We start from the raw sequence: 16,327 nt of genomic DNA, 5'->3' as shown, positions 1-16,327 counted from the left end.
CTTTGCATACCTCCTAAGAATTTGATATGACTAGCAAATCGTACTAGAGATATATTCAATTGAAGTAATGCTGATGTAAATAAAATATAAAGATTTAAATAACAGCAGAAGAAGCGGGAGAATTGGACGGATAGGTTTTCAAAGAAAAAGGCCATCCCGCAAAGGATGGCTTTGACACTTGTCGTTATAGATAACGCGGAGAAATCCTTCGGATTATTCCGTTACGCCGCCTTCGACGACGATTTGATCGGCGGTAGAGTCTGCGGGGAAGCTATCTTTGAGAGTCGTATCGTAGATTTTATGGAAGAAGTTCTCGTCTTTCAGTTTGCCTTTGATGAGATCGTTCACGTAATTCAACAGTTCTTTATTCCCTTGTTTGACTGCACCGGCGATATAGTCTTTGTTGCCGAGCTCTTTAATGCCAACGGTATAGCCCTCATTCTTCTTTGCCCACGATAACAGCAAGGTGTTGTCCTGCGCGAATGCGACGGCTCTGTCTGTAATTAGGGCCTGATATCCGTCCGTGATGGCATCGATTTTGAGCAATTTCACATCGGGGTAGTTTTTGGTGAAGTAGGAGTCGGCCGTGGTCCCTGTGTTAACGGCAAGCGTCTTGCCTTTCAAATCGTCAGGCGAATTGATCGGCGCGCCGTTCTTGGAGACGACACCGAGGGATACTTTTTCGTAAGGCAGCGTGAAATCTACGCTTTTTGCCCGCTCATCCGTAACGGTGAAGTCGGCGAGCATCAAGTCGGCTTTGTCCGTTTGCAAGTAGGGAATTCGGTCAGCCGGGTTGACGACGACCCATTTAATTTTGTTTTCATCCCCAAGCAGTTCCTTTGCGATTCGTTTCCCTAATTCCACATCATAGCCTTTAAAAGATCCATCGGCATCTTGATAGCAGAAGGGTGCATCGTCGGCGAAAATCCCGATTCGGATCGTCCCTGCTTTTTTTATGGCTTCAATCGATCCCGATGCGGCGCTCTTCCCACTATTGCTGGAGGAGCAACCGATGATTCCCCCCAGTAATACAATGCTTAGCAAGCCAGCTGCAATTGCCTTTTTCATTTCGCTTCTCTCCCTTTTATTATTTGTATGGATAAAATATTTGCATATTTTATTTCAGATCGCATTTCCAACCGAAGCAGCCTGCTCGACCGGTTCGATTGGAAGGTTCAAAAACTGCCTAGCCTTTGCCGTCTGCGGTGAATGGAAGAATTGGTCCGGCGTATTCATTTCAACGATTTCACCGTTTTCCATGAACACGATGCGATCGGCGACCTTTTCCGCGAATTCCATTTCGTGCGTGACGATGATGAGCGTCAGCCCTTGATCGCTTAATGCTTTAATGACATCCAACACCTCGCGAACCATTTCCGGATCCAGTGCCGCCGTTACCTCATCGAATAAAATGATCTCCGGATTCATGCATAGAGCTCTGCAGATCGCTACCCGCTGTTTTTGCCCGCCAGACAGTTCCCTCGGATAAGCGAGCTTCTTTTCCGACAGTCCCACTCTTTCCAGCAGTTTGACGGCTTCTTCCGTAGCTTCCTTCTTGCTTCGTTTCTCCACCTTCATGGGGCCTAAAATGATGTTGTTCAACACGTTCATATGAGGAAAAAGATCATAGCTTTGGAACACCATTCCGATTTTCTTCCTGACCTCCACCCAGTGGCCATAATTCGAAACCGGCTTGGTGATGGGCGTGTCGTGGAGATGGATTTCGCCGGAGTCGATTTGTTCTAATCCGTTGATGCATCGCAATAGGGTGGATTTGCCGCAACCAGAGCGTCCCAGGATGGCGATGATTTCCCCTTGCTCGATCTCCAGATTTATATCTTTCAGCACGGCATTTCCGATAAACGATTTCTTGAGGTGGTTGATGGATAAATGCATAGGTTCTCCTCTTTATCTCCCTGTCGTCAGGGTCGAGACTTTCTTCTCGATGAATCGCGAAAGTAAGGATAGCGGGAAGCAGATGATGAAGTATAGGAGCAGCAATGACAGGTACATGGTAAAAGAGATCATGCTGGTCGGGTTATTGTAATATGCCACTTGAATAATGCTTTGGGATACCTTCAGCATCTCTTGAACGCCGATCATCGAGACCAAGGCGGTTGTTTTAATAAGACGGGTCGCCAGATTGACGATGGATGGGGTCGTTCTAATGATGATTTGCGGCATCAGCACATGGATGTACATTTGCCTTCTGGTGAGCCCAATGGCCATGCTTGTTTCGAATTGGTGCCGGGGCAGGCTGGTGATAAAGCTTCTTACTAAGTCCCCGATCTCAAAGGAACCCCACAGGGTAAAGACGATGATGGAGATGTTGTAGCCATTGGTCGGAGTATGAAACACATAAGCAATGCCGTAAAAAAGGATAAACAGCCAGATCAACGGATGGATCAACCGAAAAGCGTCCAACAAAATCCTTAGAATAAAGGTGAGCCATTTATTTTTCAGAGTCATCAGAGCTCCGATGATGAACCCGAAGAGTACTGATAGAAGAAAGGAGATTCCCGCGATTTGTATCGTGATGACAAAACCATTCAGGAGTCTCGGAAAAGCTTTGACGATGAAATCAACTCCCAAATTCTGCAAACCGGATCTTCCTTTCTAGAAGGGAAAATAAATAAGACATCGGCAGTAAAATGACTAAATAGCTAATCACGGTCAAGGCCGCAACCGGGAGGATCAAATCCGCCCTTAAACTGATGATGGCAAATGCCTGATAGACAATCTCGGGCAGTAGGATAATCTTCATAGCCGACACTTCTTTGGATAGAAAAATGGAATTGTTGTTGATGGCCGCAATGGATGTGGAAATCGCCTGAGGGATGATGAGGTAGACAATGGTGTTAAACTTGGACAGCCCCATTGCTTTTGCAAGATCAAGTTGAGTGGGGGAGATGGCTTTAATGCCCGAATAGATCGCCTCGCACATATAGGCACCGCCTAAAAGCGAGAGAACAAGGATGGAACTGGTGTAGCTGTTAAACTGGATCGCGATTTTAGGAAGTCCATAAAAAATAAAATAAGCTTGTATGATCGAGGGGGTATTTCTGAAAAATTCGATGTATGCATGAACGATGGGTTTTAAGATTGGCACTTTGTAAAATAATGCGATGCTGCATAGGAGTCCTATGATAAAAGCAAAGATGATGGAGATTGAGGCGACCATAAGGGTCACTCCCGATCCTCTCGCAAAAATAGGAATTAAATCGAATGTTGAGTAATTTTCCATGGCGTCACCTTACCATTTTATTTATCGATTTGATAAATCATACTATTCTTATGAGATTTATTGAAATTAAGAATAATCCTATGCCTTCCAGTTGTCAACCATTTGTTTACATTTTATGTGATCATTGTGTGATCATAGGTGGGAATTAGTCGAGGCTCGATGATTTGGAGATATAAAATTGACTTTTTTTGTTGTATTCTTGAAGTAATATGGAAGATTTCGTCAACCTTTGTAGTGGGGGAGCAGGATGAACGAATTTAAGGATCGACTATTGTTCATTAAAGACAGCCAGAACCAGTTGATGAAGGAATACCAAATCTTAATCGAAGAGTATGAGTCCCATGATTTCATTCGGGAGAATCAAATCCTTCGCAAGCAATGCGAAGATTTCAAGCTGCGCTTTTCTGAACTGCAGGAGCTGCACAAACGGAAGGAGGAAGAAAACGCCAAGCTGCGTACAGCGCTCATGGAGCAAATGTTGAACGAGAAGCTCAATCTGATCCAGATATCGCGGGAGAAATTAGAGACTTACTTTGCTGGAAAAGAGCACGCTCACATGAATTTGCTTCAAGCCTTTGAATATGAAGCTCGGAATGACATGAATCTGCTATTCCAGAAGGCATTCAAGCATCTGAACGAGGAAAAAGAAGAGATCGGCGCGAAGCTTGATCAGGTTGCCGCCGATTTGAATCAAAGGATAATCCTGCACCGCGAGCGGTTGGCGGAAGAGGAGAGAAGGCTGCTTCATGAAGTGGCCGACGGGCTCGATCAGCTTGCGTCGGAAGGCGTCAGTGAAGAAACGGTCCAGAGAAGAATCAAGCAAAATCAAATCGAGATGAAAATCGGGTTGAACTGGATTAACAAGCTGGGCATGCTGCTCATTATTTTCGGGGTAGGGGCTGCTTTCAAGTACTCGTTTTCCACCTGGTTCAACGGATACATGAAGGGCATCGTCTTCTTCCTGCTGGGGGCGCTGCTGCTGGCCGGAGGAGAATGGTTTTCCCGTAGGCAAAAGACGACCTTTGCGCTAGGTTTGCTGGGCGGTGGGATCTCCGTCCTGTTCGGGTCGATCTTTTACAGCTATTTTTTGTTGCATATTCTATCCATTTACATAGGACTCACTTTATCGGTTTTCGTTTCCTTGACCGCCGTGCTGCTGTCGCTGCGGTATCAGTCGCGAACCATTTGCTCTCTGGGCTTGGTTGGCGGCTATCTTCCGTTATTTTCGTATGTGGGAGCTTTCGGCCTTGAGGGCAGCGCCGTTTACGCAGCGATGGGCTATCTGTTCCTATTGAATCTGATCATCTTGCTGGTTTCCTTCCGAAAACGTTGGGCCGTCGTCCAATACATCAGCTTTCTGTTTAACGCCCCCTCCATGATCGCGTTGGCAATGCTTGCAAATAGTGAGACAGTCGGTATCCTATATACGGTCGTAACGTTCGGGATGTACCTCGGAATCACCCTGGGGTATCCCTTCAAGTATCAGTCCAAGCTGTCCAGATGGGACATTGCTTTGCTGGCCCTAAACACGTTGGCGAGCTTTGGAATGCTTTATTCCTTATTTGATCAGGCGGGCTTGAAAGACTTCAGGGGCTTATTGGCACTTGCTTTTTCCCTTGTGTACATGGGATTGGGACGCCTTATCGAACAGGTCATGAAGGACGACAAGATGACGCGGGTACTGTTTTTTGCCACTTCGCTCACCTTCGCCATACTCATGATTCCCTTCCAATTCGGCATTCAGTGGCTGTCGATGGGCTGGCTTATCGAGGGACTTCTCTTGATCGTCTATGGCCAATTGCACAAGCTCAAGCCGCTGGAGAAGGCTGGATGGGGCATCTTTTCGCTGTGCCTCGGAGCATTTTTCGTTGTGGATTTTGCCATGCATATTCTGTTCTCCTACGAGCGAAATCTTTTTCCGGTCAAATACAGCTCGGTCGTGGCCGGGATGCTGTTGATTACCTTGTTTTATGCCATCCAGCAAAAGAAAAAGGGAGCGCCGCTATTCAGCCGGCTTATGGAGGAAAGAGTCGTTACGTGGTTTAAGTACTTTACATTGGCGAATCTATGGTTATATTTGCTGTACGGAGTCGGACGTCTGTATAACGCTTGGGTGCCGCGCCCTTTTGGTCATCGTGGTTTTTACGAAGAGATGCTCTTCGCCTGTACGACGATTGCGCTTGCTTACACGCTCACCAAGGTTCCCATTCTTTATGACCGCCTGGTCAAATACTACTGCGTATTCCTGTATGCCGTCGGTTATTTGATCTGCCTCGATGTCACCATGCATGTCCCCGTGCTATCGCCGGAATATGCGCAAAACACAGCGGAGGAGTACATCGCGCTTGGTCTGCTGATCGGGTTTAACGGGTTTGTCTTTTTCAGCGGCCGAGATATCTTGATCGCGTTTATCCGCCGGCAATACAAGAGCATGGAGCTGTACCCCATCATTTTGGGAGTTTACTTATTGGGAGTCTTAACCGCTTTCCTGAACGTTCAATTTCGGTTAGGAGATGTCGGTTTCGCTTTTAGTCTGCTTTACCTGCTTCTGGCCATTTCTTATATCACGTACGGCTTTCGCGCCAGGTACGTTTACATTCGGCGGTTGGGACTCGGTCTTTCCTTATTTGCAACGGGCAAGCTGTTTCTGTACGACCTCACCTTTCTTTCGACCGGCAGCAAAATTATCGCCTACTTCTGCTTCGGTCTCGTGCTGCTCGGCATCTCCTATATGTATCAAAAAGTATCGGTCAGAGTGGGGGAGCCACATGTCCAAATTCATACCGATTTGAAACATTAGGGAAATCGTCAGCGTATTGATTTTTCTGATCCAAAGCGGGCAGAGTCTTGGCAGGCGAGGTCCAAAATGCTGTTTATCGCCGTGCTTATCGCGGTATCCCTCGGGCTGATTCTCCTCCTCATCCGAAAAATAAAGGGGACAAAAGCAGGGTGAATGGGTAACCTGGGCGAAGGTTTGATAGAAAAGGCACAACAAAATGAGCAGGCTAACATGATCTGCTCTTCCAGGTATTGATCTTTTTGTAAAAATAGGATATTTTATAAACAGCTTAGTGATAAGCAAGTTCCTGACACGAAGGGAGATGTTTTAATGGCTGCTACTTATATGGTGGTTCGGTCTTAAAACTGAATAGCAGGCATATGCGAAAAAGGCGGGGAAACGCCCCGTATTATTTGCTATGCCATCCAAAGTAACCTTTCGTGGATATTGCTGTTTGCAGGATACGATGAAGGTCGTATCTTTTTTGCGTCCTGATGCCGCGCGACAGCAGCTTCTTTAGAGGCTGCTTGTCCGTGGCATTTTTGCGTCCAAAAACAACATTAAAAGGAGCTAACAAAAAACATGATGGATTTGAAAACCTATGGCTACTCAGAAATAGAAGCAATTCCCGATGGATTATTACCCGGCAGGGTGACGGAGCTGCGGCGCGAGCGCTTCACGGTTATGACCGAGCGTGGCGAAGTAACGGCGGTGCTCAAAGGAGCTTTCTATCACAGCGCAGAAACGCGCGTTGACTTTCCGTGTGTCGGTGATTTTGTCTTGTTGCGCTACAACGAGAGCGGAGATTCTCTCCTCGTTACGGTACTGCCCCGCCGCTCCAAGTTCTCACGTGCGGATTATTCAGGACATGCTGCAGGTTACACCAAAACCGTGCTGGAACAGGTCGTAGCAACCAACTTTGACTATGTATTTATTCTTTCTTCGTTGAATTGGGATTTCAACGTTGCCCGCATCATGCGATACCTGACACAAGCCAGGCAGAGCGGCGGCCAGCCGGTTGTCATTCTGACCAAGGCGGATCTCGTCGAAGACTATAATCGCACGCTAGCAGAAGTCAAACAAAGCATCCCTGATGTGCCGGTCCATGCGATTTGCAGTCATACCGGTCAGGGGCTGAACGAACTTGATCCCTACTTGATGCCTGGTAAAACAGTCGTCTTTCTCGGCATGTCCGGCGTCGGTAAATCGTCTTTGCTCAATGCGTTGATAGAGCAGGACGTAATGAAAGTTCAAGCGATCCGGGAGGTCGACAGCCGGGGGCGGCATACGACAACGCACCGTCAACTGTTTATGCTCCCCTCCGAAGCGATGGTGATCGATACGCCGGGTATGCGTGAGCTTGGGCTTTTTGATGCCGATGAAGGCATACACGCAAGCTTTACGGATGTGGAGAAATGGTTCCCGCAATGCAGATTTACGGATTGCCGCCATCAGGCCGAGCCGGGCTGTGCCGTTCTCGCCGCACTTGCCGACGGGTCGCTGCCGCGTGAACGGTGGGAGCATTATATAGCCCAGCAGCATGAGAAGAAGTTTGTCCAGGATAAGACGGGCTACCTCATTGATAAGCAGGCTCGAAACAAATCGATCGCCAGATGGAGCAAGCAAACGAAGAAAAACGGAGGAGTGAAGAAATGAATTTTAAATATGAAACGCTAATCTACTCTTTAAGCAGAAGGTTTCAGAGGGATATCATTTCGGCTGACTGGCAAACCATGCCGTTACAGGGCGGAACGGTGGCGAATGTGTACCTGGTAACGGGCATTGCCGAAATTGCAGGTGGCGAACAATTGCCGTACCACATCGTGCTGAAAATCCAGAAGCAATGGGAGCGTTATGGGGATCCGGGTTCATGGCGCCGGGAATATGACCTCTATGCGTCTGACCTCGGAGCGACGTTCTCGGAGGCCTTCCACTGGCCGGCATGTTATCACGCCGAAATCAATGCTGAAGAAAATGAATTTCAGCTGTGGCTGGAATATATCGATGGCGTATCCGGTTTACACTTGACCGGTGACATGTATGAACAGGCCGCGCTGGAGTTAGGGCGCTATCAAGGCAAGCTTTATGCGGAGCAGCCCGCTGTCCTGCAAAGCTTGACCAACCTGAGCCATCCGGATTTCATGAAGAATACGTATCTGCGTTACCGGTCATGGCCGGTCGTCTACGATTATATACGCTCGGAGGATTGCGAATTCCCACAGCACCTGCGGCGAATGCTCATCGACATCGATGAGCAAGCAAACGAGATATTCGCCCGCATCGAAAAGTTGCCCCTCGTGCTATGCCACCGGGACTTCTGGGTGACCAACCTGATCTATGCCGACGGGACAATAGCACTTATCGACTGGGATACATCCGGATGGGGTTACCTAGGCGAGGATCTCGCAAGCCTGATTGCGGATGAAGCGGATATCGATCACATGGTCGAATACTACCATCGATGTGTCCCCGCTTATTACAAAGGCTTTTCGGAGTATGTGGAGGCATCCCCCAATTCCGATCATTGCGTCTACGAGATGATCCTTCTCGCATTCGGGTACAGGCTTGTGGAGTGGTATCTCCACACCGAGGACGAAGACGAGAAGAAGGAGCATGTCCGTACGCTCCAAAAAATCTATGAAATGAAGCCCGCCCTTGCGCAGGGTTGACTCTAAAAAGAAAAAGGGCCATCCGGTGAAGGATGGCTCTTAAACTTGCCGTTACCATGGTCATATTATCTTGAGATAAGGAAATCCCGTTAATGGGTAATTTTTGATTTGCGATATGTCATATGTGTAGGAAAATTTCCCTTGCATCCTGCCGGCTCATCTGTTATTTTGATAGTAACAAAATGAAAATATCAAAAAGTTACGAAGTGATTTCTGTTAAGAGTGAGCGGAGGGGATGCATCATGAAAAAGGTTATGGGCAGTTGGAATTTGTTCGAAATCGTGTGGTTAGTTTTGTTTACTTTGATTGCTATCGGGTTTACGGTTCTTTCCAAGGATTCTTTTTTCGGCTTCACGGTTTTTATCACTGGAGTGCTATGCGTGGTGCTTACGGCGAAGGGGAAGCTGTCGAGTTATGTTTTTGGCATGTATAATACCGTCGGCTACGCCTATTTGGCTTATATAAACGGATTGTTTGGAGAAGTCATGCTGAATATGCTTTTCTTTGTTCCGATGAATGTCGTTGGTTTCTACATGTGGAAGAAAAACCTTCAGGACGGCAAGCTGTCCATGCGCCAGATGGAGATCAAAGGCATGTTCCTTGTTGGGGTAATCTGTATAGCAGGCTCCCTGCTGCTGGGGTTTGGTCTATCGTTCATTCCGGGGCAAAACTCGCCTTACATCGATTCCATAACGACGGTGTTATCCATCGTGGCCACCATATTGATGGTGAGAAGGTTCAAAGAACAATGGCTCGTCTATATTGTGCTGAATATGTTCACGGTACTGCTATGGGTAATCCGGACGCTGGATGGCAGCGATGAGGGCTTGATGATGATCGTCATGTGGAGCGCGTATCTGGTTAACGCGGCATACGGCTACTACAACTGGAACAAAGGGGCAAAGGAGGCGTTGGCATGAAGAAGCTTGGGTTGACGCTAGGGAAATTCGCCCCACTGCATAAAGGGCATCAGTTCATGATCGAGACGGCGCTGCGAGAAGTCGACGAATTGATCGTGGTGATTTATGAGACGACGGTCACTCCGATTCCGCTTCAGATCCGGGCGAACTGGATTCGCAGGCTCTATCCATCTGTGAGGGTAATCGAAGCGTGGGATGGTCCGGACGGGTACTCCAACGACAGGGAGCATGAGATCCGGGAAGAGCAGTATATTCTGGGGTTATTGAACGGCGAGCAAGTGACCCATTTTTATTCGAGCGAGTTTTACGGCGAGCATATGAGCATCGCTTTAGGTGCGGTGGACCGGCGGGTGGATGAGGCCCGCCAGCATGTGCCGGTCTCGGCCACCATGGTCCGTTCAGATCCTTACAAATACCGGGGATTTGTTAGTGATATCGTGTACAGGGATTTAATTACGAAAGTGGTCTTTGTGGGAGCGATGTCGACCGGAAAATCAACGCTCACTGAAGCACTGGCGCAGCGGTATCAGACAACTTTTGCAAGTGAATACGGGCGCGATTATTGGACCGAGCATCAGGTGGACCGCAGAATCGGCTTGGAGGCCTTTGATGAAATCGCCGTCGGCCATATTGAACGGGAAGAGCGGGTATTGCTGGAAGCGAACCGGTACCTTTTTGTCGATACGAATGCGATTACCACTTATATGTTTGCCTTGGATTACCACGGACGTGCTCCGGAACTCCTGACCCGGATCGCCTTGGAAAATGCTCAGCGGTATGATTTGTTTTTCCTGTGCGATGACGATATTCCTTACGACGATACTTGGGATCGCAGTGGGGATCAGAAGCGGCATGTTTTTCACAAGCAAATTATCGCGGATTTGAAGGAACGGCGGATCCCCTTCATCACGTTGAGGGGAACACTGGAGGAGCGTATGCGTAAGGTTGACGAAGTGTTGGCGAAGTTTGAACCTTACCGTAATTATTTCGGAGAGCTGCAAAACTAGAAGAAAGAACTAGGGAGGCGAAGCCGTTGGATTTACTGGATCGTGACGGACTTACGGAGCGTGAATTTTTGGAGCAATACCAGGCAGGGGATTATGAGAGACCTTCGGTGGCGGCGGATATGGTTATTTTCACCGTCACGAACACGGAGGCGGACAACTACCGCAAGCTTCCGGAAAAAGAGCTGCGAATCCTGCTCATTCGCCGGGGAGGTCATCCCTTCCTAGGAAAATGGGCGCTGCCGGGTGGTTTCGTCCGGCCGGACGAGACAGCGGAGCAGGCCGCAGTGAGAGAGCTGCATGAGGAAACCGGCGTTAATGACGTCTATTTGGAGCAGTTGTATACCTACAGCGATATTGGACGAGATCCCCGCACCTGGGTGATGAGCTGCAGCTATATGGCTTTGATCGACAGCGACAGGTTCCTATTGAAGGCGGGGGATGATGCTGAAGATGCCGCCTGGTTCAAAGTAAGCTACCGGCTTCTGCGGGAGCAAAAGGAACTGCTCGATGAAGGATACGTTAAAACATGGACATATGAACTTAAGCTCAGTGCCGAAGGGGGAGAGCTTACGGCGGTTGTAAATCGGACCGTCACGGCAAAACCGACCTCGAAGTCAATCGTTTACTCTATCGAGTCCAATGACGGATTGGCTTTCGATCATGCGAAAATCATTGCCTGCGCCATCGAACGGCTGCGGGGGAAAACGAATGATACCGATATTGCTCTGCACTTGATGCCAAAGTTTTTTACCTTGACGGAACTGCAGCAGGTGTATGAGGTGATTTTGGACAAAGAGCTGCTGAAGGCTGCTTTCCGGCGCAAAGTCGCCGATCTCGTGGCGGAGACCGATCATTACACGGAAAATGCGGGACACCGTCCTTCCCGCTTGTATCGAAGAAATTGGGAGGAAGCTTGATGATCTACAATATTGAAGACTTAAGAAAAGCATATATAGCGGGAAGTACGTTTAAGTTTTTATTCTTTTGGGGCCATACGCCATCTAAGGATGGCGAGGTGGGCAAAAGCTGCTTCAGCCAATGGTGGATGAGTCCGTTCGTGGTAGAGGGGACGGAATACTCCTGTGCCGAGCAGTATATGATGGCCGAGAAGGCAAATCTGTTCGGAGATCATGAAATGCTGGAGGCGATTCTCAAGGCGAAGCATCCCAAAGAGATGAAAGCTTATGGGCGTGCGGTTCGAAATTTCGATAAAGACATTTGGGACAGGGAGTGCTACAGCATCGTCAAAAGAGGCAGCTTGGCTAAATTTTCGCAGAATTCCAAGCTTGGGGATTATCTCAAGTCTACGAAAAACCGCATACTCGTCGAGGCCAGCCCGCGGGATCGGATATGGGGGATCGGCATGGGGGGAGCCAACCCGGATGCGGAGAATCCGGTAAAATGGCGGGGTAGGAACTTGCTGGGATTCGCGCTGACCGAAGTGCGGGACGAAATGCTGCGGGATTAGCCTCTGCTGGTAATCGTTGCGAGAGAAAGAAGGGAAAGAAATGAACCGAAAAGAAATTGCCGAGGAGACCCTGCGGATACAGCGGCAAGGCTTTTATGAATATGAGGGGCGCCGGGTCGAATTCTCCGGGCTGCAAAAGCACTCGGAGGGAAACAGTGAGCTGATCACGCCGGAACAAGGAGAAGCGCTGGTGCGGGAAAGTACCGGGCTGCTACGGCTGCCGCAAGCTGCCATCACTTCCGTCACCAACGAGGCCACGGTGAAAGCGATTTTGGATTATGCGGAGGCAGGGAAGGAACGGGTCGGCGTACTCAACTTCGCCAGTGCCAAAAATCCGGGAGGCGGTTTTTTGAACGGGGCGATGGCTCAGGAGGAAAGCCTGGCCGCATCCGGCGGATTATACAAAACGCAGCTGCGCAATGAAGGCTATTATATGGCGAATCGGGCTTGCCAATCGATGATGTATACGGATCACGCCATTTATTCGCCGGATGTGGTGTTTTTTCGCGACCAACAGTTTGACCTTATCAAGCAGCCGGTGACCGCTTCGGTATTGACGCTGCCCGCCGTGAACTATGGGCAGGTTCTTCTCAAAGGAGAAGACCCTCTGCAAGCGGAACGCGTGATGAAGGACCGGATGCGTCTAGCTCTGACGATATTTGCACATAAGAATGACAAGGACCTTATACTAGGAGCTTATGGCTGCGGTGTATTCCGGAACGATCCCGTTAAGGTGGCCAGGTGGTGGCGAGAACTTTTGGAGGATGAAGATCTGGGATCGCTGTTTTCGGAAATCAGGTTTGCAGTATTAGATACATCCAAAGACGGCAAGTGCATCCATGCTTTTGAGAAGGAGTTCAAATAAAAGGCTCCACACACTCACATTTACCTGATTTTTTTAACTCAAGCGCAATGCCGCTTGAGTTTTTTCAATTTTTATGCCGGGTAAATTTCTTGGTTCTTAATACCATCAGAATACTAGTGCCTCCCATTTCCATTTGGTGAAGACCGGTGAACTGTAATGAAGCTCACTCCTGCTTATCAGCATAATACTCGATAAGGAAATGTTGAAATTGGCGCGCAGCTTCAGATAAATATCGCGTTTCATTCCATGATATGAAAAAGGTGTGTTTGTTAGCCGGTTCTTCGATAGGCAGCAAGGTATATTCCGTTACTTCATTCCATTTGCATCCCGGGATGAATGCAACCCCTAGACCTGCCTGTACCAGGCCGTGCAAGGCGGCGGGCTCATCCACCTCGCATATGATGGTCCGCCTTATTCCCGCTCTGCGACTGATTTCGTCATTGACTTGGCGAAACGGATGTCCGATCTTGTATTCGATGAATGGTTCGTCTGCTATCTGTTCGAATGTAATGCTGCTCTGATTCTCCAACCGGTGGCCGCGTGGCACAGCCAGGAAGACCTCTGTATGCAGCACGGGAAATTCACGAATGCCCGGCTTGCGGAAAGACATCGGTCCAAACCCGAGATCTGTAATGCCCTGCTCCAAAAGCTCCCCAATGCTGTACGTCTCGGCCGGTGCAATCTGATTTATGCGGAAGCTGACATCTGGAAACTTCTCGCGAAAAGCCGCTACAGCAGGCGAGAGACAGTTTAATGTGTTCGTAGCGATGCTGACCATCCCTCGTTCTAGCCCCGCCAGATCCATCGCTTCTTTCTTTCCTTCTTCCAGTAAGGATAAAGCCGATTCAACTTTGGAGAGAAAGGTTTTGCCAAACGCGTTAAGACGAATTTGTCTGTTTGCGCGATCAAACAGCGGGACGCCTAGGTCCTCCTCCAGTCTGGAAATCGTCCTGCTGAGAGCAGGCTGTGCAATATGAAGCTGTTCAGCCGCCCTGGTCATATGTTCCAATCTGGCAACCGTGCGGAAATATTTCAATTGCAGAAGCTCCAATGAATTCGCCTCTTTTCCATATATTTAATGTAATGCATAGAAGGAGAAATGCGTATTTATCCTATATTATCCTTTATCTGTATTCGACTGTAAAATAAGTGGTAACAACAGGACTCCGCCGTGTACGGCAGATTAGCCGATCAATTCAAGTTAAAGGGCCTGATCACATTCGGGCTGGGAATATGGATTATGTATCGAGCACGACTCGGAAGTAGGCTGAAATTACGAAGAAATCCTAGAGAATCGGGACAAAAATGGAGGCTGATCTTATGGGAGTTATAAAAGGAATGGATTATCCAGAATTATACGATGAGGAAGTAAAGCCGTTTTCTATCGAGATTTCACAAGGTGAGCTCGACGACCTTCGGGATAGGCTGGCTCGAACCCGTTGGCCGGACGAATTGGCAGAAGAAGGATGGAATTACGGAGTGCCTCTCGACTATCTCAGGAAGCTGGCGGACTATTGGCGCATCTCGTACGATTGGCGCAAACACGAAGCTTGGTTAAATGGCTTTCCGCAGTATACTTTAACGATCGATGGGGCGAACATTCACTTCCTGCACGTCCGTTCTCCGGAGCGGGATGCGCTGCCGCTTATTCTCACCCACGGCTGGCCGGGCTCGATTGTCGAGTTCCTCGACGTGATTGGTCCGCTTGTTGACCCGAGGTCTTATGGCGGCGATCCGGCCGACGCCTTTCATTTGGTTATCCCGTCGATCCCCGGCTTCGGTTTTTCAGGTCCTACCAAGGAGTCCGGGTGGAATGTAAAAAGGGTCGCCCGGGCTTGGGCGGAACTGATGAGACGGCTGGGGTATAAACGATATGGTGCCCAGGGTGGCGATTGGGGGGCATTCATTTCCAGGGCATTGGCCGAAGTGGACCACGAGCATATGTGTGGCGTGCATTTGAACTATTTGCATACAATTCCAGCCGACGATTTCGATCCAAACGAACTATCCCAGGAGGACAGAGACAGGCTTGAGCGGTCTCAGCGCTACCGGTCTACTCCTGCAGGATATATGAGACTGCAGGCGACCCGGCCGCAGACGTTGTCCTATGCGCTCACCGACTCTCCGGTTGGGCAGCTGGCATGGATCGTTGAAAAATTTTGGGAATGGACCGATCCGGCTTGTCGGGTAGATAACGATCGAATGCTAACAAATGTTATGCTGTATTGGTTAACGGGCACCGCAGGATCGTCAGCCCGACTGTACTACGAGAATTTCAAATCGAAAGATGTTTTGAACCCGTGTCCTGTCCCTATGGGCATGGCGGTGCTTCCTTATGAACTGGCTTTGCCTGTGCGTTCTCTTGCGGAGCGCGAACACTCCGTCGTGCACTGGACCGATTTTGACCATGGGGGTCATTTTGCCGCTATGGAGGTTCCCAAACTGATGGTTCAAGACTTGCGGGTCTTCTTCAGACAATTTCGAAGGTAGTCGGAGTTGAACGACTTGACGAGAATTATCTCGAAAAACCTGTGTGAGCCTTCGTTCCCTGAGATACTACGAAGAATAAGAACTATTGAACCCAACTCGATTGTAAAACGGTTATCGTGAATATACTGAAGCTTCAACGATGACTGTGCGACGAGAATTGTTGGAAACGTATCGCAGTAAAGTAATCGATCAAATGAAGGAGCTTGAAAAGATACTGGAGAAAATCGATTATAAAATCGATTTATTCAAAAGGCTGGCGGCCTCAGATAAAATCTAACATGAAGAAATAAACGAGCGATTCAACAAGGAACCCTATGGGTGACGACCCAATCTGCTAAGGTTCTTCATAGAAGATTTGAAGACTTTGAAGGAGAAGTGGAAGGAGATTCAACACGTCAGGATATAGCCACGCATTACCTTATCATTACAACATTTCGCCTGTATAGAAAGAGCTTGGCAGCTTGTCGAAGTCATATTCATTAAGTTCTTCCAATGTGATGTTAGCGTGGGAGCCTTCGTGTACCATAAGGTTGCTGATTTCACCAACATGAATCAAAATCACTGGTTTATCAGTAGCAAAAGCGTAACCGAGCTCCCAAGCTGTTCCACTATCCGAATAGTTTCCATGATAAATGCCTACAACAATTTCGGACCATTTGATATATTTGATATCTTTCATAAACGTTTCAATCGACCATTGTCGCGAACCAACCTCAACATTCTTAACATTATTTCTAAATGGTGAAAATACATTCAAGCCTTTGTCGGCTAAAATCTTCTCAACCTGTTCAAGAATTGTAATCTCTTTTTCATTAAAAAAAGGACTGGCAAGATAAACTCGTTTCATTTCTTTTAACCTCCGTTACAATGTCTTAAATTGCTATC

16 protein-coding genes are annotated in these 16,327 nt (G+C 48.3%); 10 read left to right on the top strand and 6 right to left on the bottom strand.

Annotated features, from left to right (window positions below; genetic code table 11):
- Positions 1 to 213 precede the first annotated feature (213 nt).
- Genes TJ79_RS14275 through TJ79_RS14260 form a run of 4 tightly spaced genes read right to left on the bottom strand, consistent with a single transcriptional unit; the run spans position 214 to position 3,244 of the window.
- Positions 214 to 1,068 carry a transporter substrate-binding domain-containing protein gene (locus TJ79_RS14275; protein ID WP_040950969.1) on the bottom strand — a complete coding sequence of 285 codons (855 nt, stop codon included), beginning with the start codon at positions 1,066 to 1,068 and terminating at the stop codon, positions 214 to 216.
- A gap of 54 nt (positions 1,069 to 1,122) precedes the next feature.
- Positions 1,123 to 1,896 (bottom strand): amino acid ABC transporter ATP-binding protein, encoded by a 774-nt coding sequence (locus TJ79_RS14270; RefSeq protein WP_040950968.1) that lies wholly within the window; start codon positions 1,894 to 1,896, stop codon positions 1,123 to 1,125.
- 12 nt (positions 1,897 to 1,908) lie between these two features.
- Positions 1,909 to 2,601 carry an amino acid ABC transporter permease gene (locus TJ79_RS14265; protein WP_040950967.1) on the bottom strand — a complete coding sequence of 231 codons (693 nt, stop codon included), beginning with the start codon at positions 2,599 to 2,601 and terminating at the stop codon, positions 1,909 to 1,911.
- Positions 2,582 to 3,244, bottom strand: coding sequence for an amino acid ABC transporter permease (locus TJ79_RS14260; RefSeq protein ID WP_040950966.1), 663 nt, complete (start codon positions 3,242 to 3,244; stop codon positions 2,582 to 2,584). Before TJ79_RS14260 ends, TJ79_RS14265 begins: the two co-directional genes overlap by 20 nt.
- Before the next feature lie 247 nt (positions 3,245 to 3,491).
- Here TJ79_RS14260 and TJ79_RS14255 point away from each other — a divergent pair, with 247 nt between their 5' ends.
- The 8 genes from TJ79_RS14255 to TJ79_RS14220 all read left to right on the top strand — a co-directional run bounded on the left by TJ79_RS14255 (position 3,492) and on the right by TJ79_RS14220 (position 12,952).
- Positions 3,492 to 6,044, top strand: coding sequence for a DUF2339 domain-containing protein (locus tag TJ79_RS14255; RefSeq protein ID WP_040950965.1), 2,553 nt, complete (start codon positions 3,492 to 3,494; stop codon positions 6,042 to 6,044).
- A 561-nt stretch (positions 6,045 to 6,605) separates the two neighbouring features.
- Positions 6,606 to 7,679: a ribosome small subunit-dependent GTPase A gene (rsgA, locus tag TJ79_RS14250; RefSeq protein ID WP_081756909.1), complete on the top strand. Its 1,074-nt coding sequence runs from the start codon at positions 6,606 to 6,608 to the stop codon at positions 7,677 to 7,679.
- Positions 7,676 to 8,692: an aminoglycoside phosphotransferase family protein gene (locus TJ79_RS14245; RefSeq protein ID WP_040950964.1), complete on the top strand. Its 1,017-nt coding sequence runs from the start codon at positions 7,676 to 7,678 to the stop codon at positions 8,690 to 8,692. Before rsgA ends, TJ79_RS14245 begins: the two co-directional genes overlap by 4 nt.
- A gap of 242 nt (positions 8,693 to 8,934) precedes the next feature.
- Entirely contained in the window at positions 8,935 to 9,612 is a 678-nt protein-coding gene (gene pnuC / locus TJ79_RS14240; RefSeq protein WP_040950963.1) for a nicotinamide riboside transporter PnuC, read from the top strand.
- Positions 9,609 to 10,619 (top strand): AAA family ATPase, encoded by a 1,011-nt coding sequence (locus tag TJ79_RS14235; RefSeq protein WP_040950962.1) that lies wholly within the window; start codon positions 9,609 to 9,611, stop codon positions 10,617 to 10,619. Before pnuC ends, TJ79_RS14235 begins: the two co-directional genes overlap by 4 nt.
- 26 nt (positions 10,620 to 10,645) lie before the next feature.
- The gene (locus tag TJ79_RS14230; protein WP_040950961.1) at positions 10,646 to 11,536 is read left to right on the top strand and encodes an NUDIX hydrolase; all 891 of its coding nucleotides are present in this window, start codon (positions 10,646 to 10,648) and stop codon (positions 11,534 to 11,536) included.
- Positions 11,536 to 12,087, top strand: a complete 552-nt coding sequence (locus TJ79_RS14225; protein WP_040950960.1) for an NADAR family protein — start codon at positions 11,536 to 11,538, stop codon at positions 12,085 to 12,087. Before TJ79_RS14230 ends, TJ79_RS14225 begins: the two co-directional genes overlap by 1 nt.
- A 40-nt stretch (positions 12,088 to 12,127) precedes the next feature.
- Positions 12,128 to 12,952: a TIGR02452 family protein gene (locus tag TJ79_RS14220; RefSeq protein ID WP_040950959.1), complete on the top strand. Its 825-nt coding sequence runs from the start codon at positions 12,128 to 12,130 to the stop codon at positions 12,950 to 12,952.
- Positions 12,953 to 13,115: 163 nt separating this feature from the next.
- Here TJ79_RS14220 and TJ79_RS14215 read toward each other — a convergent pair whose 3' ends face one another.
- Positions 13,116 to 14,003, bottom strand: a complete 888-nt coding sequence (locus TJ79_RS14215; RefSeq protein WP_040950958.1) for a LysR family transcriptional regulator — start codon at positions 14,001 to 14,003, stop codon at positions 13,116 to 13,118.
- Between the two features lie 269 nt (positions 14,004 to 14,272).
- On the opposite strand from TJ79_RS14215, the gene TJ79_RS14210 reads away from it, so the two are divergent.
- Both TJ79_RS14210 and TJ79_RS27240 read left to right on the top strand, forming a co-directional pair.
- Positions 14,273 to 15,442 (top strand): epoxide hydrolase family protein, encoded by a 1,170-nt coding sequence (locus TJ79_RS14210; protein WP_238323015.1) that lies wholly within the window; start codon positions 14,273 to 14,275, stop codon positions 15,440 to 15,442.
- 139 nt (positions 15,443 to 15,581) lie between these two features.
- Positions 15,582 to 15,719, top strand: coding sequence for a MerR family transcriptional regulator (locus TJ79_RS27240; protein ID WP_155987886.1), 138 nt, complete (start codon positions 15,582 to 15,584; stop codon positions 15,717 to 15,719).
- 147 nt (positions 15,720 to 15,866) lie between these two features.
- Here TJ79_RS27240 and TJ79_RS14205 read toward each other — a convergent pair whose 3' ends face one another.
- Positions 15,867 to 16,289, bottom strand: coding sequence for a nucleoside 2-deoxyribosyltransferase (locus TJ79_RS14205; protein WP_040950957.1), 423 nt, complete (start codon positions 16,287 to 16,289; stop codon positions 15,867 to 15,869).
- Positions 16,290 to 16,327 lie beyond the last annotated feature (38 nt).

The organism is Gorillibacterium massiliense (assembly GCF_000455485.1).
In the GTDB taxonomy this organism is placed as follows: domain Bacteria; phylum Bacillota; class Bacilli; order Paenibacillales; family NBRC-103111; genus Gorillibacterium; species Gorillibacterium massiliense.
The sequence above is the reverse complement of the archived record's forward strand: the minus strand, read 5'-3'. Positions and strand labels throughout refer to the sequence as shown.

Coding starts and splice junctions, on each gene's coding strand:
- TJ79_RS14275 (WP_040950969.1), bottom strand. CDS start 1,068: ATGAAAAAGGCAATTGCAGCTGGCTTGCTAAGCATTGTATTACTGGGG.
- TJ79_RS14270 (WP_040950968.1), bottom strand. CDS start 1,896: ATGCATTTATCCATCAACCACCTCAAGAAATCGTTTATCGGAAATGCC.
- TJ79_RS14260 (WP_040950966.1), bottom strand. CDS start 3,244: ATGGAAAATTACTCAACATTCGATTTAATTCCTATTTTTGCGAGAGGA.
- TJ79_RS14255 (WP_040950965.1), top strand. CDS start 3,492: ATGAACGAATTTAAGGATCGACTATTGTTCATTAAAGACAGCCAGAAC.
- rsgA (WP_081756909.1), top strand. CDS start 6,606: ATGATGGATTTGAAAACCTATGGCTACTCAGAAATAGAAGCAATTCCC.
- TJ79_RS14245 (WP_040950964.1), top strand. CDS start 7,676: ATGAATTTTAAATATGAAACGCTAATCTACTCTTTAAGCAGAAGGTTT.
- pnuC (WP_040950963.1), top strand. CDS start 8,935: ATGAAAAAGGTTATGGGCAGTTGGAATTTGTTCGAAATCGTGTGGTTA.
- TJ79_RS14235 (WP_040950962.1), top strand. CDS start 9,609: ATGAAGAAGCTTGGGTTGACGCTAGGGAAATTCGCCCCACTGCATAAA.
- TJ79_RS14225 (WP_040950960.1), top strand. CDS start 11,536: ATGATCTACAATATTGAAGACTTAAGAAAAGCATATATAGCGGGAAGT.
- TJ79_RS14220 (WP_040950959.1), top strand. CDS start 12,128: ATGAACCGAAAAGAAATTGCCGAGGAGACCCTGCGGATACAGCGGCAA.
- TJ79_RS14210 (WP_238323015.1), top strand. CDS start 14,273: ATGGGAGTTATAAAAGGAATGGATTATCCAGAATTATACGATGAGGAA.
- TJ79_RS27240 (WP_155987886.1), top strand. CDS start 15,582: ATGACTGTGCGACGAGAATTGTTGGAAACGTATCGCAGTAAAGTAATC.
- TJ79_RS14205 (WP_040950957.1), bottom strand. CDS start 16,289: ATGAAACGAGTTTATCTTGCCAGTCCTTTTTTTAATGAAAAAGAGATT.